This window comes from Brevundimonas sp. UBA7506 (genome assembly GCF_002479495.1).
In the GTDB taxonomy this organism is placed as follows: Bacteria; Pseudomonadota; Alphaproteobacteria; order Caulobacterales; family Caulobacteraceae; genus Brevundimonas.
This window is the reverse complement of record NZ_DLNQ01000007.1, coordinates 31,532-52,169: the sequence shown is the minus strand read 5'-3', so window position 1 is coordinate 52,169 and position 20,638 is coordinate 31,532. Positions and strand designations below refer to the sequence as shown.

21 protein-coding genes are annotated in these 20,638 nt (G+C 68.5%); 9 read left to right on the top strand and 12 right to left on the bottom strand.

Going from position 1 to position 20,638, the window contains the following annotated elements; genetic code table 11:
* Window positions 1-127 precede the first annotated feature (127 nt).
* Complete coding sequence (locus tag B3K53_RS06950) at window positions 128-784, top strand: hypothetical protein (protein WP_292083436.1); 657 nt, start codon at window positions 128-130, stop codon at window positions 782-784.
* 203 nt (window positions 785-987) lie between these two features.
* On the opposite strand, the gene B3K53_RS06945 is transcribed toward B3K53_RS06950, so the two are convergent.
* On the bottom strand, window positions 988-1,203 hold the full coding sequence (locus tag B3K53_RS06945; protein ID WP_292083435.1) for a DUF4287 domain-containing protein: 216 nt from the start codon (window positions 1,201-1,203) through the stop codon (window positions 988-990).
* 126 nt (window positions 1,204-1,329) lie between these two features.
* On the opposite strand from B3K53_RS06945, the gene ubiA reads away from it, so the two are divergent.
* Both ubiA and B3K53_RS06935 read left to right on the top strand, forming a co-directional pair.
* Window positions 1,330-2,322, top strand: coding sequence for a 4-hydroxybenzoate octaprenyltransferase (gene ubiA, locus B3K53_RS06940; RefSeq protein ID WP_292083434.1), 993 nt, complete (start codon window positions 1,330-1,332; stop codon window positions 2,320-2,322).
* Between the two features lie 20 nt (window positions 2,323-2,342).
* Window positions 2,343-3,185: an RsiV family protein gene (locus B3K53_RS06935; RefSeq protein ID WP_292083433.1), complete on the top strand. Its 843-nt coding sequence runs from the start codon at window positions 2,343-2,345 to the stop codon at window positions 3,183-3,185.
* Between the two features lie 172 nt (window positions 3,186-3,357).
* Here the strand turns inward: B3K53_RS06935 and B3K53_RS06930 are convergent, their stop codons facing one another.
* From B3K53_RS06930 to B3K53_RS06920, 3 genes are all read right to left on the bottom strand, one after another.
* On the bottom strand, window positions 3,358-4,284 hold the full coding sequence (locus B3K53_RS06930; RefSeq protein WP_292083432.1) for an alpha/beta fold hydrolase: 927 nt from the start codon (window positions 4,282-4,284) through the stop codon (window positions 3,358-3,360).
* A gap of 137 nt (window positions 4,285-4,421) precedes the next feature.
* On the bottom strand, window positions 4,422-4,619 hold the full coding sequence (locus tag B3K53_RS06925; protein ID WP_207825472.1) for a helix-turn-helix transcriptional regulator: 198 nt from the start codon (window positions 4,617-4,619) through the stop codon (window positions 4,422-4,424).
* On the bottom strand, window positions 4,619-5,023 hold the full coding sequence (locus B3K53_RS06920) for a hypothetical protein (RefSeq protein ID WP_292083431.1): 405 nt from the start codon (window positions 5,021-5,023) through the stop codon (window positions 4,619-4,621). The genes B3K53_RS06925 and B3K53_RS06920 overlap by 1 nt, the downstream gene beginning before the upstream one ends.
* 134 nt (window positions 5,024-5,157) lie before the next feature.
* Here B3K53_RS06920 and B3K53_RS06915 point away from each other — a divergent pair, with 134 nt between their 5' ends.
* Window positions 5,158-5,814 (top strand): class I SAM-dependent methyltransferase, encoded by a 657-nt coding sequence (locus B3K53_RS06915; RefSeq protein ID WP_292083430.1) that lies wholly within the window; start codon window positions 5,158-5,160, stop codon window positions 5,812-5,814.
* Here B3K53_RS06915 and B3K53_RS06910 read toward each other — a convergent pair.
* The 4 genes from B3K53_RS06910 to B3K53_RS06895 all read right to left on the bottom strand — a co-directional run bounded on the left by B3K53_RS06910 (window position 5,811) and on the right by B3K53_RS06895 (window position 11,138).
* Window positions 5,811-7,262, bottom strand: a complete 1,452-nt coding sequence (locus B3K53_RS06910) for a cryptochrome/photolyase family protein (protein ID WP_292083429.1) — start codon at window positions 7,260-7,262, stop codon at window positions 5,811-5,813. The genes B3K53_RS06915 and B3K53_RS06910 overlap by 4 nt on opposite strands.
* A gap of 54 nt (window positions 7,263-7,316) precedes the next feature.
* Window positions 7,317-7,889, bottom strand: coding sequence for an NADPH-dependent FMN reductase (locus tag B3K53_RS06905; protein WP_292083428.1), 573 nt, complete (start codon window positions 7,887-7,889; stop codon window positions 7,317-7,319).
* A gap of 75 nt (window positions 7,890-7,964) precedes the next feature.
* Window positions 7,965-9,275 (bottom strand): nicotinate phosphoribosyltransferase, encoded by a 1,311-nt coding sequence (locus B3K53_RS06900; protein ID WP_292083427.1) that lies wholly within the window; start codon window positions 9,273-9,275, stop codon window positions 7,965-7,967.
* A 6-nt stretch (window positions 9,276-9,281) separates the two neighbouring features.
* On the bottom strand, window positions 9,282-11,138 hold the full coding sequence (locus tag B3K53_RS06895) for a monovalent cation:proton antiporter-2 (CPA2) family protein (RefSeq protein ID WP_292083426.1): 1,857 nt from the start codon (window positions 11,136-11,138) through the stop codon (window positions 9,282-9,284).
* A gap of 180 nt (window positions 11,139-11,318) precedes the next feature.
* Here B3K53_RS06895 and B3K53_RS06890 point away from each other — a divergent pair, with 180 nt between their 5' ends.
* The 5 genes from B3K53_RS06890 to B3K53_RS06870 all read left to right on the top strand — a co-directional run bounded on the left by B3K53_RS06890 (window position 11,319) and on the right by B3K53_RS06870 (window position 18,297).
* Window positions 11,319-13,202: a vWA domain-containing protein gene (locus B3K53_RS06890; protein WP_292083425.1), complete on the top strand. Its 1,884-nt coding sequence runs from the start codon at window positions 11,319-11,321 to the stop codon at window positions 13,200-13,202.
* A gap of 75 nt (window positions 13,203-13,277) precedes the next feature.
* Window positions 13,278-13,691, top strand: coding sequence for a CBS domain-containing protein (locus tag B3K53_RS06885; RefSeq protein WP_292083424.1), 414 nt, complete (start codon window positions 13,278-13,280; stop codon window positions 13,689-13,691).
* 88 nt (window positions 13,692-13,779) lie between these two features.
* Window positions 13,780-14,361, top strand: a complete 582-nt coding sequence (locus B3K53_RS06880) for a hypothetical protein (protein WP_292083423.1) — start codon at window positions 13,780-13,782, stop codon at window positions 14,359-14,361.
* Window positions 14,362-14,474: 113 nt separating this feature from the next.
* Window positions 14,475-16,877, top strand: a complete 2,403-nt coding sequence (locus B3K53_RS06875) for an ATP-binding protein (protein ID WP_292083422.1) — start codon at window positions 14,475-14,477, stop codon at window positions 16,875-16,877.
* A 259-nt stretch (window positions 16,878-17,136) separates the two neighbouring features.
* Complete coding sequence (locus B3K53_RS06870; RefSeq protein ID WP_292083421.1) at window positions 17,137-18,297, top strand: serine hydrolase domain-containing protein; 1,161 nt, start codon at window positions 17,137-17,139, stop codon at window positions 18,295-18,297.
* A 67-nt stretch (window positions 18,298-18,364) separates the two neighbouring features.
* Here the strand turns inward: B3K53_RS06870 and B3K53_RS06865 are convergent, their stop codons facing one another.
* The 4 genes from B3K53_RS06865 to B3K53_RS06850 all read right to left on the bottom strand — a co-directional run bounded on the left by B3K53_RS06865 (window position 18,365) and on the right by B3K53_RS06850 (window position 20,598).
* A complete protein-coding gene (locus tag B3K53_RS06865) occupies window positions 18,365-18,889 on the bottom strand; it encodes a periplasmic heavy metal sensor (protein ID WP_292083420.1) in 525 nt (174 codons plus the stop codon).
* Window positions 18,886-19,305: a hypothetical protein gene (locus B3K53_RS06860; protein ID WP_292083419.1), complete on the bottom strand. Its 420-nt coding sequence runs from the start codon at window positions 19,303-19,305 to the stop codon at window positions 18,886-18,888. Before B3K53_RS06860 ends, B3K53_RS06865 begins: the two co-directional genes overlap by 4 nt.
* Before the next feature lie 22 nt (window positions 19,306-19,327).
* Window positions 19,328-19,909 (bottom strand): RNA polymerase sigma factor, encoded by a 582-nt coding sequence (locus tag B3K53_RS06855; RefSeq protein ID WP_292083418.1) that lies wholly within the window; start codon window positions 19,907-19,909, stop codon window positions 19,328-19,330.
* Window positions 19,910-19,971: 62 nt separating this feature from the next.
* On the bottom strand, window positions 19,972-20,598 hold the full coding sequence (locus tag B3K53_RS06850) for an EF-hand domain-containing protein (protein ID WP_292083416.1): 627 nt from the start codon (window positions 20,596-20,598) through the stop codon (window positions 19,972-19,974).
* Between the last annotated feature and the right edge of the window lie 40 nt (window positions 20,599-20,638).

The following is a 20,638-nucleotide window of genomic DNA, read 5'->3' as shown; positions in this document are numbered from 1 at the left end:
AACTCTATGATTATATCGATTTGGTGTGCAGTGCCGAGGGGTGGGGTTACGTGGATATAGGGGCGTCCAGTTACACTCCATGCTTCGTAACACAAGCAATTGACTGCAATCTTTCGGAGTGGTGAGAATGTTGTTGTGGTCTATGGTCGGAATAATTGTTGCGCAGTTGCAGTCGACGGAACTTGTGTCCGCGTATCAACTGCAGCGATCAGAAAAGTTCGCTCGTGCGGATCAAAGTCAAGAGATCGAGAGCCGTCGTGCAGGAGATCCAGCGAACCCGCTTAACCGCAACCTCCCGTCAGCCAAGGCTTATGTGGACAGCATGGCGGCGCAAGCGGAATCTGCTCGACAGGTCGCGCCAGAAACATTTATAGCGGCTGCTTCTGCACAAATACTCAATAGGGAAGGTTGCTCTACGATTATAGAGGGAGCCTCGGGCGTGGCTCGGTCGGATGGACGCTTAAATGGGTATAGAGTTGTTTCAGAATGCGGGGATTATGTCCTCGACATACAGGAAAACGACTACCGCCAACCACTTACCCAAACTGTGCGTGTCAGAATTCCCGATTCAGCCGTTAATGCTGACTTCGGTCCTGGAAAGGCTCTCGCCAGATACTATATCGGCGGTGACGGCGAGCGAACCACGGCGTTGAGTTGGTATAATGGCGAGCAGGAAGTTCGCTTGTATGCTGTTGGGCGTTCAGAAACTCGGATCGATGTTTGGAATGATCACCTTGCCCGGATCATGCGGGAGGTGGTCGCGCGTCGCTTAGAAGCAAGATAGCGTGAGATCGCGCTCGGGCGCTGAGGCTCATCTGCTCGAGCGCTGTTTGAAGTTGCAAGCCGACAGATTGCGCACCAAGAGCCGCGGAGCCCTATTCAGTCGCTCTTTTGGGTTGGCTGAGGCCGCCGATGAAGGTCCGCAACGGGTCGCGAGCAGACCTCAAGTCCTTGCCCGTTTCCAGACTTCTGCCTAGGCCGCCTCGTCTATCTCAGCCCGTCTTCCGCCAGGGTGTGCGCGACAATGGCGTTGGCGTGGCCGTGGCCCATGTCGTGCTCGTCCTTAAGCAGGGTCACCAGCTCCATGTGCTTGGCGGGATAGCGGGCGCGGACCTCGGCCTTCCACTCGGCGATGGGCCGCCCGTACTTCTTCTCGATGGAGGGGAAATAGGACGCGGGGCCCTTGATCGGCGCTTCAGTCATCGGCGGCTCCCTCCGGTTTGAAGCGCCACTAAACGCAGCCTGACCGCATCCCGCAAGCGTCCTCGCATCACGCGGATCGGACGCAAGGTCTTCACCCGCCACCGCCTCAGGGTCTAAGACCCCTGCATGAGCACAGCCCCGCTTCCCGACGCCGCCCGCCAGAACTGGGTGGACCGCTACGCCCCCGAGGGGCTGAAGCCGTGGCTGAAGCTGGGCCGCTTCGACCGCCCCATCGGCACCTGGCTGCTGCTGCTGCCCGGCTGGCAAGGCATCATGCTGGCGCTGAACCAGTACGACCGGCCCTTCGGCGGCTATGAGCTGTGGCTGATCGTCGGCTTCGCCATCGGGGCCTGCCTGATGCGCGGCGCCGGCTGCGCGGTGAACGACATCGTCGACCGCGACTTCGACGCCCAGGTCGCCCGCACCGCCCTGCGCCCCATTCCGGCGGGCCAGATCAGCGTCAAACAGGCCTGGGCCTTCGTCGCCGGCCTCAGCCTGATCAGCCTGTGCATCCTGCTGACGATGAACCTGACTGCGATCATAATCGGCGTCCTGTCGCTGGGTCTGGTCGGCGCCTATCCCTTCATGAAGCGCATCACCTGGTGGCCTCAGGCCTGGCTGGGACTGACCTTCAACATCGGCGGCCCTATCGGCTATGCGGCGGCCAGCGGCGGCTCCGCACTGATCGGCTTCACGCTGTGGAGCAGCAGCGACGGCTGGTTGCCAAGCCTTCAAGATCCGGCCCTGCCCAGCCTTCTGCTCTATGCAGGCGGTCTGTTCTGGACCCTCGGCTACGATACCATTTACGCCTTGCAGGACATCGAGGACGACGCCATGGCCGGGATCAAGTCCTCGGCCCGCCGTCTCGGCGCGCAGGTCAAGCCGGGCGTGGCCGTCTTCTACGCCCTGGCCGTCCTGCTGGCGGGCGCCGCCGGTTTCGCCGCCAACCTCGGCCCGATCTTCTATGTCGGTCTGGCCGCCTACGCCCTGCATCTGGCCTGGCAGGTCAAGACGCTGAAACCCGAGGACGGCGTCCTCTGCCTTCGCCTGTTCAAATCAAATCGCGAGGCGGGGTTGATCCTTCTGGCCGCCATCGCGTTCAACGGCCTAGCTTTCTGATCTCGCCTTAGGAGTCCGGCATGATCCCCTCGCGTTCCGCTCGCATTCTTCTCCTCACCGTCGCCGTCGCGGCCTCGCTGAGCGCCTCTCTGGCCGCCTGCCAGCGCAACGAGCAGAAGGCGCCCGAGGCGTCCAAGGCCGCGACCGCCGTCGCCGCCGACGGCCCGCTGAAGTACGAGAGCGCGACGCCCTACGCCAAGACCAGCCTGACCCTGCCCGAGGCCATCAAGACCCAGCCCGAGCTCTACGCCAGCCTCTATCGTCAGGAGGTCGCCGACCTGGCCAAGTACGCCGAGGGCGCCCAGGCCGACCGCACCGAGGCCGGCGGCGAAAGCGCCATGGGCCCCTATGAGAAGACCATCGTCTATGGCGATCCGGTCCAGACCGGCCGCCTGTTCAGCGCCATGCGCACCGACTTCGACTATTCCGGCGGCGCCCACCCGAACACGGTGGCCACGGCCCTGTTGTGGGACAAGACCGAGAAGCGCCGCATCACCCCCGCCGACCTCTTCGCCAAGGGCGCCGACACGGCGTCGCTGGAACGCGCCCTGTGCGACGCCGTCAACACCGCCAAGAAGGCCCGCCCCGGCGCCACCCCGGTCAAGGTCGGCGGCGACACCTGGGCCTGTCCCAAGCTGAAGGACCTGGCCATCGTTCTCGCTCCCGGCGACACGGCGGGCAAGGCCGGCGGCCTGACCTTCCTGCTCGACGCCTATGCGGTCGGCCCCTACGTCGAAGGCGCCTACTACCTGACCCTGCCCGCCTCGACCTTCCAGACCCTGCTGGCCCCGGCCTATGCGTCGGAGTTCGGCGGCAAGCCGCTGAAGACCGGCGACGTCACCAACGACCTGCGGCCGAAGTAAGCGGCTGGGGGCGCGCCGAATTCGGGCGCGCCCCTCTCGTCCGCTCATCCCTGCGGAGGCGGGGACCCAGTGCTTTGGCTACAAGCGTAACCGATCACAGCTGGCGGCGCTCATCCACAGGCGGCGCGCGAGGCTCTCACTGGATCCCCGCCGCGGGGATGAGCGGGTATGGTCAGTCCGCCAGGAACTCATCCACCAGCACGCCCAGCCGCTCGGGCTGGTCCGTCATGATGAAGTGGCGGCTGTCATCCACCCGGACCAGCTTCACCCCCGACAGGGCGGCGTATTCGCGGCTCCACATGGCGTCGGCCATGGCGCTCGGCACGCCGCCATTCGCATCCGCCGCATAGACGGCCCAGACGGGCGTGGTCATGGCCGCCAGTCCCAGGCGGGCGTCGGTGGTCATGACGTCGCGGATGGCCGAGGCCATGGCCTGACGGTCCGAGGCCATAGACCATTCGACCATGGCGGCGCGCCCCGCTTCGTTGCGCATCATGCCGCCCGCCGTACGCTCTTGCTGGACGCGGTATCCGGCGGCGTCGGCGTTCAGGATGCCCGCCGCCGCCTGCTCGGCGAAGGGGCGGGCGGTCTCGGCGGTCGCGGTCGGCCCGTAGAGGGCGCTGAAGAAGGGCAGGCTGTCGACGCTCATCAGCCTGCCGACGACCTCGGGATGCTGCTGCGCCAGCATCAGCCCGGTCAGGGCGCCCATGGAATGGCCGATGACGGCAGGCTTGTTCAAGGTCTTGGCGTAGCGAGCCAGATCATTCACCGCCGGCTGGACGAAGGCCCCGTCGCCATGGCTCCACGGCTCGCCCGCAAACCCGGCCAGTTGCACCAGATGCACCCGGTGCGTCGCCGACAGGCGCTCGGCCAGCGGCCGCCACACGTCGCGAGACGAGGCGAAGCCGGGGATCAGGATGACGTCGGGCCCCTGCCCCATCACCTCGATCGACAGGCGGTCCGAAGCGAAGGCGGGCGCCTCGACGCGGGTCGGTTCGGCAGCCTGCGCCGGGGAGAAGATGCTCCCGGCGGCCCATCCGACGGCGACGGCCAGGGCGAAGGCGCGAAGGGTCTTGGCGGGAGCGGAGATCTTGGACATGGCGTTTCCTTTCGGTTTGAGATGGACCCGCCGTCGTCGCCCTGGGTTCGGGGCGTGCGAGGTCGCTTTCCGGGACGGATCCGGAAATGACGGCGGAAAAACGAGGCGGAAAAAGTAAGGTTAAACTGACAGAGACGTCAGGCGTGGGGGTTTTCGAAGACCTCTTCCACCGGCCGTTCGAACAGGGCGGCGATGCGGTAGGCCAGGTCCAGCGAGGGGTCGTGCTTCTCGGTCTCCAGGGCGTTGACGGCCTGACGCGAGACCCCCAGCGCCTGACCCAGCTGCTCCTGGGTCCAGTTGCGCTCGACGCGCAGCAGTTTCAGCTTGTTCTTCATCAGTTCGACGACCGGATGAAGGGCGAGACGACGCCGAACACCGCCCAGAACAGCGGATAGATCAGCCAGCCCTCGGCGTGCGGCGCGCCGGCGAAGCTCTCGCCGAAGCCCCAGGCGCTGAAAGCCGCCATGGCCACGCCCGCCGCGACGATGAACTGCTTGGCCGTCACGGCGCGGACGAACTCGTCGCTGTCGCGCATGAAGCTCAGGGTGGCCCAGATCTGACCGGCGATCGGGGCCGCCACTGTCAGGGCCAGAGCCCAGGCGGCGGGGGTGTTCTGGATGGTGTCGAAGGCCCCGCCGATGGTGGCCAGCATGACCGCGACATAGCCGCCCATGAAGGCCATGGTGCGGATCACATAGCGGCGGCCGGCGGGGGTGTTCTGTTTGGACAGCGTCAACATGGAAGGCGCTCCTGACTGAATGTAAGTCATACCTTACGTCTTGCTTATGTCATGTCAACCTGACTTTTTGTCAGGGCAGCATGATTTTTATCCAAGCACTCGCGCCGCCAGCCTGTCTGCCCTAGACACCCTTCATGCGCCTGACGCCCGCCAACGCCCCTGACTTCATCGCCGCCAACACCCGGCTGCAGGCCGTGCCGCACGCGCCGGAGATTTCGCTGTGGCTGGCGGACGAGATCACGCCCCTGTGGCGCCTGACCGAGGAAGAGCTGGGGGCCATGGGCCTGCCGCCGCCCTTCTGGGCCTTCGCCTGGGCCGGGGGTCAGGCCCTGGCGCGCTGGCTGCTGGATCACCCGGATCAGATCGCGGGCAAGCGGGTCATCGATCTGGCTGCCGGCTCGGGCCTGGTCGCCGTCGCCGCGATGAAGGCGGGCGCCGCCAGTGTTCTGGCCGCCGACATCGACCCCTTCTGCGCCGCCGCCGTCGCCGCCAACGCCCGCTCCAACAACGTCGAGATCGCCTTCACCGACGCTGACCTGCTGGACGCCCCGCCGCCGCCCGCCGACCTGATCTGCGCCGGCGACGTCTTCTATGAAAAGCCCATGGCCGAGGCGGTCCTGGCCTGGCTGAAACAGGCGCAGGCCAACGGAACCCGCGTCATCGTCGGCGACCCCGGCCGCACCTATTTCCCGAAATCCGGCCTGACCCTGCTGGCCGAGTACACCGTCCCCACCACCCGCGAGCTGGAGGACCAGGAGGTCAAACGCTCGCGCGTCTGGTCGCTGGACTAGTCGCCCTCGCCGCGACTGGCGCTGACCGTCTTCAACGCCGCCAAGGCCCGCTCGCGGCCCTCGACATGATCGACGATGGGACGGGGATAGGTGGCGCCCAGCCTCACCCCCGCCTCGCTCAGCACCATAGGCGGCGCCGTCCACGGCGCGTGCAGCCAGCGATCCGGCAGCCGCGCCACCTCGGGAACCCAACGCCGCACATAGCGCCCCGTCGGATCGAACTTCTCGCCTTGGGCAACCGGATTAAAGATGCGGAAATAGGGAGCGGCGTCCGCCCCTGACCCGGCCACCCACTGCCAGTTCTGCACATTGCTGGCCAGATCCGCGTCGGTCAGGCAGTCCCAGAACCAGGCTTCGCCCTCGCGCCAGTCGATCAGCAGGTGCTTGATCAGGAAGGAGGCGACCACCATCCGCACCCGGTTGTGCATGGTCCCCGTCGCCCATAGCTGGCGCATCCCGGCGTCGACCAGGGGATAGCCCGTCCGCCCCGCCTTCCACGCCGCCAGTCCCGCCGGATCGCCCCGCCACGGCATGGCGTCATACTCGGGCCGAAACGCCCGCTCAGGCAGATAGGGGAAGTGGTGCAGCAGATGGGCCGAGAACTCGCGCCACCCGATCTCGGCGACAAACTTCTCCGCCTCCGCCGCCGGGACCCGGCCCTCGGCGGCGGCGGCGCGAGTTGTCTGAATCGCCCGCCACGGGCCGATCTCGCCCCAATGCAGGTGCGCCGACAGGCCGCTGGTCCCGGCCCGATCCGGCCGGTCGCGATCGGTGGCGTAGGTCTTCAGGCCTCCGGCGACGAAGGCGTCCAGCGCCGCCTTCGCCCCCGCCTCGCCCGGCATCCCGACAAAATCCGTCGACCAGTCGGGCCGGGTCGGATGCAGGCCCCAGTCCTCCACCGTCTCGCTGACCACCCCATCCGGGACCGCGATGGCCTCGGGCGCCTCCAGTCCCGCCGGGGCCTCGGCGACGCTCAGCAGCGCCTTCAAGAAGGGCGTGAACACCTTGTAGGGCTGGCCCGATCCGTTCAGCACCGCGCCCGGGCGACACATCAGGCTGGCGTTGAAGCCCCGGCACTCGCCCCCGTCCGCCTTCAGGTCATGAGCGATGTCGGCGTCGCGAGCGAAGGCCTCGGGCTCGAACAGCCGGTTCATGAAGACCTGATCGGCGCCCGTCTCCTCGATCAGGCGGCGCAGCTCGGCCTCGGCGTCCCCGCGCCGCAGGATCAGCCGCCCGCCCCGCGTCCTCAGATCCGCGTCCAGCGCCCGCAAGCTCTTGTCCAGCCACCAGCGCGAGGCGGCGCCGATGAGGCGCCCCTCCAGCCGCTCGTCCAGCACATAGAGCGGCAACACCGGCCGCCCAGTCGCAAGAGCGTGGTGCATGGCCGGATTGTCGGCCAGCCGCAGGTCGCGGCGGAACCACAGGATGACGGGTGGAGAGGCGGGCAAGCGGCGGTCCTGACTCGGGATGGAACCTGAATACGGTCCCGCCTCCCTGATGGATCAGGCGTCGCGCGGCAAGACCGTCAGCACCCGCGCCATGAACTGATGGAAGGCCTCCATGTAGTCGCGCAGGAACTGCTCGGTCTCGGGCACGCTGACATTGCCGTCGTCGTCGATCAGGCCTGGCTTGAACTGGATATAGGCTTCGGGCGCGTTCATCTGCGGCGCCTGCAGGAAGCCCAGGATGGGGCGCAGCACCTGCTGCCCCACCGCCGTGCCGATGGCGCCCGGCGACGTCCCGATCACCGCTGTCGGCTTGTTGGCGAAGCTGTTGGCGCCATAGGGCCGGCTGGCCCAGTCGATGGCGTTCTTCAGCCCGCCGGGGATCGAGCGGTTGTACTCCGGCGTCACGAACAGGATGGCGTCCGAACCCTTGATCGCCGCCTTGAAATCCGTCGCCACCGCCGGATAGTCGGCGTCATAGTCATAGGAATACAGCGGCAGGTCCGCGAACGAGATCTCGTGGAATTTCAGCTTCTCGGGCGCCAGCTTGATCAGGGCCTTGGCCAGCTTTCGGTTGATCGAGCCCTTGGCAAGAGAACCGACGATATAGCCGACGTTATAGGTGGTCATGACGCGCATCCCGCTGGGTGAGACGACGCCGTCCGTCGCCTCTGGCGAAATGCGCCACCAAGCTTGGCGGTTCCCTCAGACGAGGACCGTCTGACGCCCCCGTCCCGCCTCGCCGAAGACACGGATGTAGCGCTCGATCTCGCCCCGGTCGCCGGTCGCCTTCTCGACATTGTCCGACAGCTTGACCGCCGAGCGCCCGCCCGCCCGCGTCACCTTGCAGACCAGGGAGATGGGCGTCAGCTCCGGCATGGGCGCGGGCGCACAGTCGCGGAAGTCATTGGTCAGATTGGTGCCCCAGCCGAAGCTAGTCCGCACCCGCCCCTTGAAGTGGGCATGGGTCGCCTCGATCGTGTCCACGTCCATGCCGTCGGCGAAGACCAGCAACCGCTCGCGCGGATCGCGGCCCTGCGCCGCCCACCAGCTCAGGATCTCCTCCCCGCCCTCGATCGGCGGCGCCGAGTCCGGCCGGAACCCCTTCCAGTCGGCCAGCCAGTCCGGCGCATCGGCGAGAAAGGCCCGCGTTCCGAAGGCGTCCGGCAGGGCGATCAACAGATTGCCGTCATAGGTCGCCCGCCACTCCTCCAACACCTGCCAGGGCGCACGCCGCAGCGCCGCGTCGTCATCCCCCGCCAGGGCCGCCAGCACCATGGGCAGCTCATGCCCATTGGTGCCGACTGCCTCCAGATCGTTGTTCATGGCCAGCAGGACATTGGACGTGCCGATAAAGGCCTTCCCCAGCCCCTCCTTCAGCGCCTCGACGCACCAGCCCTGCCACAGGAAGCCGTGCCGCCGTCGTGTGCCGAAGTCCGAAATGGCCAGCGGCTCCAGCTTCCTCAGCCGCTCGACCTTGCCCCACAGCTTGGTCTTGGCCCGGGCATAGAGGACGTCCAGCTCGAACCGGCCCAGACGCCGCAGGGCCTTGCGGCTGCGCAGCTCATTGAGGATCGACAGGGCCGAGATCTCCCACAGGGTGACGTCCGCCCAGCCGCCCGAGAACTCCAGCCGGAACTGCCCGTCCGCCCCGCGCGACAGGTCGTACTCGGGCAGGCGATACTCGGCCAGCCAGGCCAGAAAGTCGGGCGTGAAAATCGACTTCACCCCGTAGAAGGTGTTGCCGCCCAGCCAGATCAGCTCGCGGTTCGAAAACCGCAGGGTCCGCGCATGGTCCAGTTGCGCCCGCAGCTCCGCCTCGTCCACCTCCTCGGCCAGCCGCACGCTGGTGGTGCGGTTGATGACGCTGAAGGTCACCGGCACATGGCGATGCCTGCGCCAGATCAGCTGGAGCATCAGCAACTTGTAGAAGTCTGTGTCCAGCAGGCTGCGGACGATGGGGTCCAGCCGCCAGCCGTGGTCATAGGCCCGCTTGGCCAGATCGACGCTCGCCATGCCCGGTCAGTCCGCTTCTTGCTCGATCACCGCCTCGGGCGGGGCCTCGCTCTCGTTGACCAGCCGCCCTTCGCGCGCCGGCTTGATGTAGGGCTCGGGCTCGGGCGTCACGGCGTTGCCGCGCATCATCGACCGCCCGGCGGTCAGCCCGCCCGTCACCTGCAGGTCCAGACGCGCCGCGTCGCGACGGCGCACGTCGGCGATGGTCTCGGCCGCCTCGTCCTCGGACACCCCCAGATCGACCAGCACCGCCTCGCCGAACGCCAGCGCCGACTCGAAGGTCTCACGGATGTGGTAGTCGACGCCCGCCGCGATCAGGCGCAGCGAATGGCCTCGGTCAAAGGCGCGCACGAACAGCTTCACGCCGGGGAATTCCGACTTCACCAGCTGCACGATCTTGTCGGCGGCCTCCGGCTTGTCGACGCAGACCAGCACCGCCTCGGCCTTGCCCGCGCCCGAGGCCCGCAGCGTGTCCAGCCGCGTCCCGTCGCCGTAATAGACCTTGAAGCCGAAGTTCCCGGCCGCCTGGATCATCTCCACGTCGTTCTCGATGATCGACACGTCCACGTCGCGCGCCAACAGGGGCTGGGACACCACCTGGGCGAAGCGCCCGAAGCCGATGATCAGCACCTGGCCGCGCAGGCCCTCGGCCGCATCCACGCCCTCGGCGTCTTCCGGCGACAGGCCCGCCTCCTTCGGCAGCCAGCGCTTCATCGCCAGGGTCGTCAACGGGGTCAGGGCCATGGACAGGATGACGATGGCCGTCAGGGCCGCACTGGCCTGACCGTCGATCACCCCGCCCGCCGCCGCCGCGCCGTACAGAACGAAGGCGAACTCTCCGCCCTGGGCGAACAGGGCCGCCCGCTCGATCGCCTCATGATGACGCGCCTTGAACAGACGGGCGACGACATAGATCACCAGGGCCTTGACCACCATGAAGGCCAGCAGGCCCGCGACCACGATGCGCCAGTCGGAAATCACCACCCCAATGTCCAGCGCCATGCCCACCGACAGGAAGAAGAGCCCCAGCAGGATGGCGCGGAACGGCTCGACGTCGGCCTCCAGCTGATGCCGGAAGGTCGAGTCCGACAGCAGCACCCCGGCCAGGAAGGCGCCCATGGCCATCGACAGGCCGACCTGATCCATGATCCAGGCCGTGCCCGCCACCACCAGCAGGGCCGCCGCCGTCATCACCTCGCGCCCGCCGTTGCGCGCCAGGAAGCGGAAGGCCGGGTTAATCGCATAGCGCCCGGCGACCAGCACCCCGGCCACCGCCGCGACCGCCAGCCCGATGGTCTGCCACAGGGGCGTGGCGCTCTCGCTCGCCGTCCCGACCGAAGCGGCCAGAATGGCGACCACGGCCAGCAACGGCACAATGGCCAGGTCCTCGAACAGCAGGATGGACACCGCCCTCTGCCCCTGCGGCGTCGGCAGGTCGCCCCGCTCCTCCAGCATCTGCACGATGACGGCGGTCGAGGACATGACGAAGCCCATCGCCCCGACGAAAGCCACCGGCGCCGAAACCCCTGCCGCCATCGCCACCAGCGTCAGGGCCAGACCCGCCAGTCCGACCTGGGCAGCGCCCAGACCGAAGATCTCGTTCCTCATCCCCCACAGCCGCTTGGGACGCATCTCCAGACCGATGATGAACAGGAAGATGACCACGCCGAACTCGGCGACGTGCAGGATGGTCTCCGGCTCGCGGAACAGGGCCAGACCGAACGGTCCGATGGCCGCGCCCGCCGCCAGATAGCCCAGCACCGAGCCCAGCCCGATCTTGCGGAAGACCGGCACCGCCACGACCCCCGCCGCCAGCAGAGCCGCCACATGGCCCAGATCCAGTCCTGTCGCCGCTTCGGCCATCGCTCACCCTTTGGATTGAGCCTCCATTGTGGGGACTAAGCGTCGCGATTGCGAGGGCCGATGCAGCCGAGGCGCCCACGCCACGATCGTCCCTTGCCGAGATCAGGACAAAAGCTTCGCCACAGTTCCGCCGAACATCGTCATGCTAGTGGGCGCAACAGGGATGGAGGAGATCGTTCGATGCCCAATCGCAACCCTTTGAGGCGCAGCCCGTACAGTCTGACGCTGGCCGCCGTCGCCGCTCTGCTGACCGCCGCGCCCGCGCCGGTCATGGCCGTCCCCCTTCCCCCGCTGCGTGACGGCGCTCCTACCGACGCCGCCTGTCGGGAATTCGGGTTCATCCTGACGCCGCCCGCTCCGCCCCAACCGCCCGTCGTGCGCCGCCCTCCGCCGCCCGTCACCGTGCCGATCGGCCCGACCAGGAAGGAAGACCGGGTGGAATACAGCGGCCCGCCGGTCGTCGTGTATGGACCGCCGCCGCCACCCGCGCCGCCGCCTCCTCCGGCCCCGGTACGGCCCGCCGTCATCTCGACGACGCCGGACGGCCGCACGACCGTCGAAGGCGTCGTCGTCAGCGGCTCGCGCATCGGACCGCACGCCCCAGGCGGCATGATCCCTCCGTCGCCCGCCAATACCGAGCGCTATCCCGACGCCACGCCCAACCCGGTCAAGCGCACGGCTGATCAGCCCGTCTCGACCTTCTCGATCGACGTCGACACCGCCGCCTACGCCAACGTCCATCGCTTCATCGACAACGGCAGCGCCCCGCCGCGCGACGCCGTCCGCGTCGAGGAGATGATCAACTACTTCGACTACGGCTACGCCCGCCCGACCTCGGCGGCACGGCCCTTCGCCGTCACCACCGCCGTGGCCGCCTCGCCCTGGGCGCCCGGCCGCCAGATCGTCCACGTCGGCCTGCAGGGCTATGAACTGCCCGAGGCGCAGCGCCGCCCGCTGAACCTGACCTTCCTGGTCGATGTCTCGGGCTCGATGCGCAGCCCGGACAAGCTGGACCTCGCCAAGCAATCGATGAACCTGATCATCGACCGCCTGCGGCCCCAGGATCGCGTCGCGGTCGCCTATTACGCCGAGGGCGCGGGCACGACCCTGGCCCCCACCTCCGGCAATGAAAAGCTGAAGCTGCGCTGCGCCGTCGCCTCATTGCGCGCGTCGGGCGGCACGGCCGGCGCCACCGGCATGACCAACGCCTATGATCAGGCCCAGGCCGGCTTCGGCCGCGACAAGGTCAACCGCATCCTGATGTTCACCGACGGCGACTTCAACGTCGGCGTCACCGACGACAAGCGGCTGGAAGACTATGTCGCCGACAAGCGAAAGACGGGGATCTACCTGTCGGTCTACGGCTTCGGCCGCGGCAACTATCAGGACGCCCGGATGCAGGCCATCGCCCAGGCCGGCAACGGAACCGCCGCCTACGTCGATGACCTGAACGAGGCCCGCCGCCTGTTCGGTCCCCAGTTCGACAAGAGCGCCTTCCCCATCGCCGACGACGTCAAGATCCAGGTCGAGTTCAACCCGGCCCGCGTCGCCGAATGGCGGCTGATCGGCTATGAGACCCGGCTGCTGAACGAGGAAGACTTCAACAACGACGCGATCGACGCCGGCGAGGTCGGCTCGGGCGCTTCCGTCACCGCCCTCTATGAAATCACCCCCGTCGGCGGCCCGACCCAGATCCCCGAGCGGCGCTACCCCGACAACCGCGTCACAACCGGCGCCGGCGATCCGAACGGCGAGATCGGTTTCATCCAGGTCCGCTACAAGCAGCCCGGCGTCGCCCGTTCCGAACTGATCCAGCAGGTTCTGGCCAACCCCGCCAACGGCCGCGTCAGCGCCCAGCCGCCGGAGGCCACGCGCTGGGCCATCGCCGTCGCCGCCTTCGGTCAGAAACTGCGCGACGATCCCTGGATGGCGGCCGACTACGGCTGGAACGCCATCCTTGATCAGGCCCAGGGCGCGCGCGGCGACGATCCCTACGGCGACCGCGCCGAGTTCGTGCAACTGGTCCGCGCCGCCCAGACCCTGCCGGAACGGAGGGAGCCCTAGACGCCGATCCGGAACCCGGTTCGACGGCGCGGGTTCTTAGCGTCCGGCCCAGGGCCGCAGCGCAAGGAGAACCCCATGAAGATCCGCGACGTGATGAGCAAGGACGTGCAGGTGGCCCGTCCCAACGACACCCTTCAGGAAGTGGCCGCCCGGATGGCGGCGGGCGACTTCGGCTTCATCCCCGTGGCCGACGGCGAGAACCTGGTGGGCGCCATCACCGACCGCGACATCACGGTGCGCGCCGTGGCCGCCGGCGCCGCCCCCAATGCCCGCGTGGTCGAGTTCCTCAGCCGCGACGCCCTCGTCGTGCGCGCCGACGACGATCTGAAGATCGCCCTGGACCTGATGAGCTCGCGTCAGGTGCGCCGTCTGCCGGTCGTGGACAAGGACGGACGCCTGGTCGGCGTGGTCTCCCTGGGCGACCTATCGACGCGGGTGAAGGAGAAGTACGCCGGCGAAGCCCTCGAAGAGATCTCCCGCTCGGCCTGATGATCCTTACCGCGCGCTAACCACGTCGCGGAACCCGACGATAACGGCTGGCGCGCCATGCTGCCTCCCTGCATTCGGGGAGAGGTCCATGGCGCGCGCGCAGTTCCAGAAAGGCCAGAAGGTCTGGGTCGAAAGCGTCGGCGCCTGGGCCCAGATCGAGAAGGTCCTGCCCGTCTGGGCCAAGGGCTTCGACGAACCTGTCCGCATCACCTACGAGGTCGGCCTCGGCCGTGAGTTCCAGGCCGCCGAACTGCAGCTTCCGGCCGAGGACAATGTGGCCCTCACCGCCCTGGGCGACTGGCGCGTCCTGCGCGCCCGAAACAAGTGGCAGGAACCGGCTGACTGCGCCCATCACCCCTTCCCCGGCTCCTATCCCGTCGTCGTCACCGACAAGGCCGACTGGGGCGGCTGGCGCGTGCCGGGCGCCGAATACGACCGCGATCCCGAGCGCATCGAGTTCCAGTCCCGCCTGATCGCCGCGTCGCCCGACCTGATGAATCTGGCCCGTGAACTGGTCGAGACGGTGTCCGAAGCCCCCGACGACGCCCCGCCGGAAAGCCTGCGTCTCGCCCGCCGCGCCCGCGACGTCCTGCGTCAGATCACTGATGTTCTCGCCGCGCCCGACGACGCCCCGCGCGCCACGACGAGCGCCGCTGACGAGGCGGTCTGAGTCTTTCCTGCACCGGTTCGCCTTCCAGGTGAAAAGCCTTTCGCTCCGGGCCTCGACAGGAATCCGCGACGCAGCCTAGATTCCCGCCTGCTGTTCAGCATGAGAGGGTCGGCTTGCAGGGCAAGGAGCGCCGCAGCTATCAGCCGGGCCGCCGGGCCACGGACCAGATCACGCGCGGTCATATGCCGTGGGTGCGCGCCCTGCTGCTCGCCGTCGCCCTGGTCATCACCGCCTATGCCCTGCTGGTCATCCGTGACGACAGCCGCCCCCGCCGCGAGGCGGAGGCGGTCCGCTTCGAGGCCCTGAGGCTCGAAGCCCAGCGCGCCGCTGGCCTGATCGACGCCCGCCTGGCCCTGACCGACCGCGCGCTCGATCTCATCGCCCGCGATCTGGCCGAACGTCCGGCGCTCGCCGTCGAGGCCCTGGACCGCGCCCGCCTTGTCGCGCCCGAAGCCGGCTTCGTCGTCGTGGACGCCGAAGGACGCGTCCTCGCCGCTGTGGGCGGCAAGACCGACGCCGCCTCGGCCCGGTCCGCGTCGTCCGCCTCCGCCTATGCCCTGCACGACGACGGCCTGGTGACGCGTCGCGCGCTCAGGGACGGCCGCGCCGTCGTCGCCCGCACGCCCCTGCCCCCGCTCAAGGCCGAACTCGGGGGCGCCGACCTCAGCCTCACCCCCGCCGGTCAGGCTCCCGCCGACGCCGGACGTCCGGTCAAGGACGCCGACGGTCGGCTCCGGCTGACGGCCTCAGCTCCGCTCGGGGCCGCCGGTCAGGCGGTCGTGGCCTCCCTGCCCATCGCCGGCGGCCTGTCCGCCTGGCTGGACGACGCCTGGATGCTGGCCGCGCCCCTGCTGCTGGTCCTGCTGATGCTGGCCGTCCTCGCCGTGCAGAACTGGCGCCAGGCCCGCGCGAGCCGACAGTGGGCCGACACAGAGCGCCGCTTCCGCGTCGCCGTCGAGGCCGCCCGCTGCGGCGTCTGGGAATGGGATCTGGCGCGCGGCGAGGTGGTCCTGTCCGACTACATGGCCGCCATGCTGGAGGCCGAGCCCGGCCAGATCCTGACCACCCAGGCCCTGATCGACCGGGTCCACCCGCGCTATCGCGAGACCCTGATCGACGCCATCGACCGCGCCGCCGCCGACGGCGTCTTCGACGTCACTTTCCCCGTACCGCTGAAGTCGGGCGGGGTGCGCTGGATCGACGCTCGCGGCCAGTCGCGCCAGCCGCGCAACAGCGGCGGCTTCTCCAGCCTGCTGGGCGTGGCGCTGGACATCACCGAGGCCCGCCGCTCCAAGGCCCAGGCCCAGGCCGCCGAGAACCGCCTGCGCGACGGCATCGAAAGCGTGTCCGACGCCTTCGTCCTGTTCGACCGCCAGGGTCGTCTGATCCTGTGGAATCAGGCCTTCCAGGACGCCTTCGCCTTCCCCGCCGGCGTCGTGGTGCGCGGGGCCCAGAAGGACGCCCTGAACCGCATCGCCGCCGGGGCCATCAAGGCCGAGCACCCCTCGGCCAGCGGCCGCGCCGGCGTGCGCGAGGTCGAGCTGAAGGACGGCCGCTGGCTGCAGATGGCCGAACGCTTCACCGGCGACGGCGGCACCGTGGTCATCTGCACGGACATCACCGTCATCCGCCGTCAGGAGGCCGAGCGCCGTCGCGCCGCCGACGAACTGCGCGGCATGGTCGAGGAGCTTGAGGACCGCGAGGTCAAACTGTCTCTGCTGGCGCGCAAGTACGAGGTCGCCATGACCCGCGCCGAGGCCGCCAACCAGGCCAAGTCCGAGTTCCTGGCCAATATGAGCCACGAACTGCGCACCCCGTTGAACGCCATCAACGGCTTCTCGGAAATCATGGCCGGCGAGATGTTCGGCCCGCTGGGCGATAGACGCTACAAGGGTTACGCCGCCGACATTCACCAGTCGGGCCAGCACCTGCTCAGCCTGATCAACGACATCCTCGACATGGCCAAGATCGAGGCCGGCAAGCTGACCTTGCACTACGAGGCCGTGTCGCTGAACGCCCTGTGCAACGACGCCATCCGCCTGATGCGCGGCAAGGCGATGGAGGCGGGCCTGACCCTCGGCCTCGTCGCCCCCGAAACCCTGCAGGTCGAGGCCGACCATCGCGGCCTGAAGCAGGTGATGCTGAACCTCATCTCCAACGCGGTGAAGTTCACGCCCGAGGGCGGCGCGGTCACCGTCACCATCGCGCCCCACGACGCCGATCATGTCCGCCTCTCGGTGACCGACACCGGCATCGGCATCGCCGCCGCCGACCTGGAGCGCCTGGCCCAACCCTTCGAGCAGGTCGAGGGCCAGCATTCCAAGACCACGCAAGGCACCGGCCTCGGCCTGGCTCTGACCAAGTCGCTGATCGAACTGCACCGCGGCCGCATGACGATCGAGAGCGAACCCGGCCACGGCACCACCGTCTGGTTCGACCTGCCGCTGCGCGCCCCCGAAGGCGCCATGGCCCCGGCCGGCGCGCCAGTTCAGCGGGTTCAGTCGCAGGCGGCCTAGCGAGCCGCTCGTCCGGCGAGCCCAAGACCCAGGAGCCAGGCAGCGGCGCCGTCCCAGGATGAAGTTCGCTCTAGGCCGCCTGGCGTCCCGCTCCCCCCTGAGGCGGCCGTTCACCGGGACGCACGGCCGTTCACCGATCAAGGCGCGCCATTGACCGAGCCGCGATGGACGAGCGTGCGGCGAGCGGCTCAATCGACGTCATGACCGGCCCCTCTCTCGGTCGACACGCCGATACCCCAAAGCTCTGGATAGCCAAAAAATGCTGAACAAAATTTCTGCTGCAATCGGCCTGATTGCGATCATGGGCGGTCTTGCCGATAGCGCCGACGCTCAGGCGACGCCGGTCGCGGAAGCGGACAACAGGGCCGCCGCGATTGACCAACTGGTTCAAGGCGAGATGGCTTCTCGGCGTATTCCGGGGCTCCAATTGGCGATCGTAAAAAACGGCGAAATCATCTTCACCGGCGCCTATGGCCAGTCCGACCTCGAGACCGCGAAGCCGGTAACGGAACGCACGGTCTTCGGCGTCAACTCGATCAGCAAGGCCTTCACCGGCGTCGCGGCGATGCAGCTTGTCGAGGCCGGAAAACTCGATCTCGACGCATCGGTGACGCAGTATCTCGAAGGGCTTCCGGCGTCGTGGGAAGCGATCACGGTCCGCCACGTCCTCACGCACACATCCGGCCTGCCCGAAATCATCGACGACAACACCCGACTGATCGACGGCGCCTCGCCCGACGCCGCCTGGACGAAGGTGCAGGAACTGCCCCTGAGATATGCGCCCGGTACGCAGTACGCCTACAATCAGACCGGCTATGCCCTGGTGGGCAAGATCATCGAGAAGCTCTCGGGCAAGCCCTTCGTCGATTTCGTTCGCGACGGGCAGTTCAACACGGCGGGCATGGAGCAGGCGCGCTTTGGACACACCGCCGACACCGTGTCCGAGCTCGCCTCGCTCTATACATATCTGACGCTGAAGATGGAGGGCATGAGGGCCGTCGGCGTCGAGCGCAGCGAAACCCCGATGGCGCGCCATGAGACGTGGCCGGCCTATCTGCATCCCACCGGAGGCGTTCAGACCACGGCTCGAGATCTGGCCGCATGGGTCATCGCGCTGCAGGATCGGAAACTGGTCAGCGAAAAGGGCCTCGAACAGCTCTGGACGCCGCAGCAACTGCCCGACGGAAGCTACCGCGGCTTCAACCGGACCATCAATGGTTATGGGCTCGGCTGGCCGGTCATCCGCCGCGCGGAACATCCCGCGGTCACGCCCACTGGCGGCGACCGGGCGGCCATCTTCATCTACCCCGAGGACGACCTGACGGTGATCGTTCTGACGAACCTGATGGGCGCTTCGCCCCAGAAGTTCGTCGACAGGATTGCTGCGCAATACATCCCCGATCTCGCTGTCGAGAACTGACGACAGCCCCTGCACCGACACCTGTGTCCCGGATCGACCTGACAGCCGTCCGGGATGACGGGAGAGATTATCGCGCCGCCGAAGCCGCCGCCACGGGCGCGACCGGCTTATCGGCCTTCTCGGGCTTGCGCGCCTCCCGCTTCGCCTTGTGACGCGACAGGATGGGAGCCAGGGCCTTTCGGTCCGCCGGGCTGAGTTGGTTCAGGGTCTCGACCGCTCCCGTCTCCAGCCGCGAGCGGCCGCGCGCCTCGGACGCCCGCGAGCGTTCCAGCAGGGCGGCCACCGCCACCGGATCAAAGGTCTCGCCGCCCGTCAGGGCGATGGCCTCGCGCCGCGCCGCACGGGCTTCTTCAAAGTCCGGCCGCGCCTGCATGGCGGCGGCGCGCAGCTGCGCCTTGACCTGATCGCGCACGGCCGGGTCCATCCGCTCTATGACATCCCAGACCGGTTCGTTGCGCCCCGACTTGTGCGCCTCGGCCACGCGGTGCTCGATCTTGTCGCGCGACACCCAGACCGCGCCCACAGCGGCGACGGCGAAAACGTTCAGGGCGACCGAAACGGCCAAGGCGATCTTCAAGCTACGCGACGTCATCCGCCCAGAACCTCCGTGTCGTCCGCACTGGTCAGACTGGCTTGATAAAGCACCGCGTCCGCCTGGACGTCGGCGGTCAGATGGCTGGTCAGGTTGATCCCGAACACCACCCCGGCGCAGGCCGCCGCCGCCCAGCCGGCGCCCGACAGCCAGGCCAGAGGGCCAGGACCCCGACGGCGCGACCGCAGGCCCGCCCCCGCCGCGCTGGCGATCACCGCCTCGCGCAGGACGTGCGACGCGACCGGGCGCGGCGCGGCGTCCAGCAGGGCGTCCAGGCCGTCGGCCTCGGCCAGCAGGACCGCCGCACGTGGGTCTGCATCCCGCAGGGCGCGCGCCGCCTCGCGCTCGGCCTCGGGCCAGCGCCGCAGGTCGCCGCCATAGGCGTCGGCCAGAGTTTCAAAACGCTCGTACGTCATCGTCATGGTTCCAGCCCCCGCCTTACCCATTCGCCGCTCTCACTGCATCCGGCGCGTTCGGCGCCATGTCCGCCAGAGCCGTCCGCAACGCCCGCCGTCCGCGCGACAGCAGGCTCTCCAGGGCCTCGACGCTGACGTTCATCAGCCCCGCCGCCTCGATGTTTCCCAGTTCCTGATAGTGACACAGGACGATGGCCTCGCGCTGCCGCTCGGGCAGTTTCGCCAGGGCCGCCTCGACCCGCGCCCCCGTCTCCAGGGCCAGCAGGCCCCGATCCGGCGCCGGCCCGTCGTCGGGGCGATCCGGCGGCGTATCCGTCGCGATCTCGCGCCGACGCCGCAGCCGGTCGTAGCAGAGGTTCAGCCCCACCCGGTGCAGCCAGGTGTCGAACTTGGCCTGGCCGGGCGTCCAGCGGGGCGCCTGTCGCCAGGCTCTCAGCATCGCTTCCTGCGCCACGTCCTCAGCCTCCGCCGCGTCGCCCAGCATCCGCTGCGCCAGCGTCAGCATGCGCGGCAGCTTGCGAGCGACCATGGCCTGGATCGCCGCGGGGTCGCCCTGACCCACGCGCCGCACCAGTTCCTCGTCGGGGTCGGCGGTCTTCGCCAATCCAGCCTCTTTCGCCGTTCACGAAACGGGCCGACGGCTGCACCGCCTTCCCCGACATCACCCTACTCCGAAGCGGGCGTCGAAGGCGACGCCGCCGGGGCCCGACGCTCGATACGCTTCTGGCGCATGTCGGCGCGACGCGCCTGCATGCCCGCACGGCGCTCCTCGACCGTCAGCGTCCCATCGCGATCGGCGTCCAGACGCATGAAGGCCTCCGTCGCCTTGCGCTCGGCCTCGGCGATCACGATCGGGAAGCGGCCTTCACCGCCCCGCCCCATGCGCTCGGCCCCGCGATGCATGCCGCCGCGATGACCGCGACCGGCGTGCTCAGCGCGCGGTCCGCGATGAGCGCGCTGGGCCTGCTGACCTTCCGCGCGCGGCGCCTCGAACTCGGTCCGGCTGATGGAGCCGTCCTTGTTCGCATCCAGACGCTCGAACAGAGCCGCGCGGCGTTCGGCGCGCTTGGCCTGGCCAGCGGCGCGCATCTCCTCGGCCGTGACTGTGCCGTCATGATTGGCGTCGGCGGCGCGCAGGCGCTCCACGCGGCGCTGGACGAAGTCGGCCTGCGACACCGGCTGGGCCATGGCGGCGCGCGCCGGGCGCTGCGGGGCGGCGGTTTGAGCCACGGCCACACCGCTGAAAACGGTCAGGACGGCGATGGCGGCCACGCCACCAAGGGTCTTGTTCATCTCGATGGTCTCCACGGGCTGAAGCCCGAAAAAACTCCCT

What these genes read in the sequence shown, in the direction of transcription:
- ubiA (WP_292083434.1), top strand. Translation starts at nt 1,330, where the DNA reads ATGAGCACAGCCCCGCTTCCCGACGCCGCCCGCCAGAACTGGGTGGAC.
- B3K53_RS06885 (WP_292083424.1), top strand. Translation starts at nt 13,278, where the DNA reads ATGAAGATCCGCGACGTGATGAGCAAGGACGTGCAGGTGGCCCGTCCC.
- B3K53_RS06920 (WP_292083431.1), bottom strand. Translation starts at nt 5,023, where the DNA reads ATGTTGACGCTGTCCAAACAGAACACCCCCGCCGGCCGCCGCTATGTG.
- B3K53_RS06925 (WP_207825472.1), bottom strand. Translation starts at nt 4,619, where the DNA reads ATGAAGAACAAGCTGAAACTGCTGCGCGTCGAGCGCAACTGGACCCAG.
- B3K53_RS06945 (WP_292083435.1), bottom strand. Translation starts at nt 1,203, where the DNA reads ATGACTGAAGCGCCGATCAAGGGCCCCGCGTCCTATTTCCCCTCCATC.
- B3K53_RS06895 (WP_292083426.1), bottom strand. Translation starts at nt 11,138, where the DNA reads ATGGCCGAAGCGGCGACAGGACTGGATCTGGGCCATGTGGCGGCTCTG.
- B3K53_RS06850 (WP_292083416.1), bottom strand. Translation starts at nt 20,598, where the DNA reads ATGAACAAGACCCTTGGTGGCGTGGCCGCCATCGCCGTCCTGACCGTT.
- B3K53_RS06865 (WP_292083420.1), bottom strand. Translation starts at nt 18,889, where the DNA reads ATGACGTCGCGTAGCTTGAAGATCGCCTTGGCCGTTTCGGTCGCCCTG.
- B3K53_RS06880 (WP_292083423.1), top strand. Translation starts at nt 13,780, where the DNA reads ATGGCGCGCGCGCAGTTCCAGAAAGGCCAGAAGGTCTGGGTCGAAAGC.
- B3K53_RS06860 (WP_292083419.1), bottom strand. Translation starts at nt 19,305, where the DNA reads ATGACGTACGAGCGTTTTGAAACTCTGGCCGACGCCTATGGCGGCGAC.
- B3K53_RS06930 (WP_292083432.1), bottom strand. Translation starts at nt 4,284, where the DNA reads ATGTCCAAGATCTCCGCTCCCGCCAAGACCCTTCGCGCCTTCGCCCTG.
- B3K53_RS06915 (WP_292083430.1), top strand. Translation starts at nt 5,158, where the DNA reads ATGCGCCTGACGCCCGCCAACGCCCCTGACTTCATCGCCGCCAACACC.
- B3K53_RS06905 (WP_292083428.1), bottom strand. Translation starts at nt 7,889, where the DNA reads ATGACCACCTATAACGTCGGCTATATCGTCGGTTCTCTTGCCAAGGGC.
- B3K53_RS06935 (WP_292083433.1), top strand. Translation starts at nt 2,343, where the DNA reads ATGATCCCCTCGCGTTCCGCTCGCATTCTTCTCCTCACCGTCGCCGTC.
- B3K53_RS06950 (WP_292083436.1), top strand. Translation starts at nt 128, where the DNA reads ATGTTGTTGTGGTCTATGGTCGGAATAATTGTTGCGCAGTTGCAGTCG.
- B3K53_RS06870 (WP_292083421.1), top strand. Translation starts at nt 17,137, where the DNA reads ATGCTGAACAAAATTTCTGCTGCAATCGGCCTGATTGCGATCATGGGC.
- B3K53_RS06900 (WP_292083427.1), bottom strand. Translation starts at nt 9,275, where the DNA reads ATGGCGAGCGTCGATCTGGCCAAGCGGGCCTATGACCACGGCTGGCGG.
- B3K53_RS06890 (WP_292083425.1), top strand. Translation starts at nt 11,319, where the DNA reads ATGCCCAATCGCAACCCTTTGAGGCGCAGCCCGTACAGTCTGACGCTG.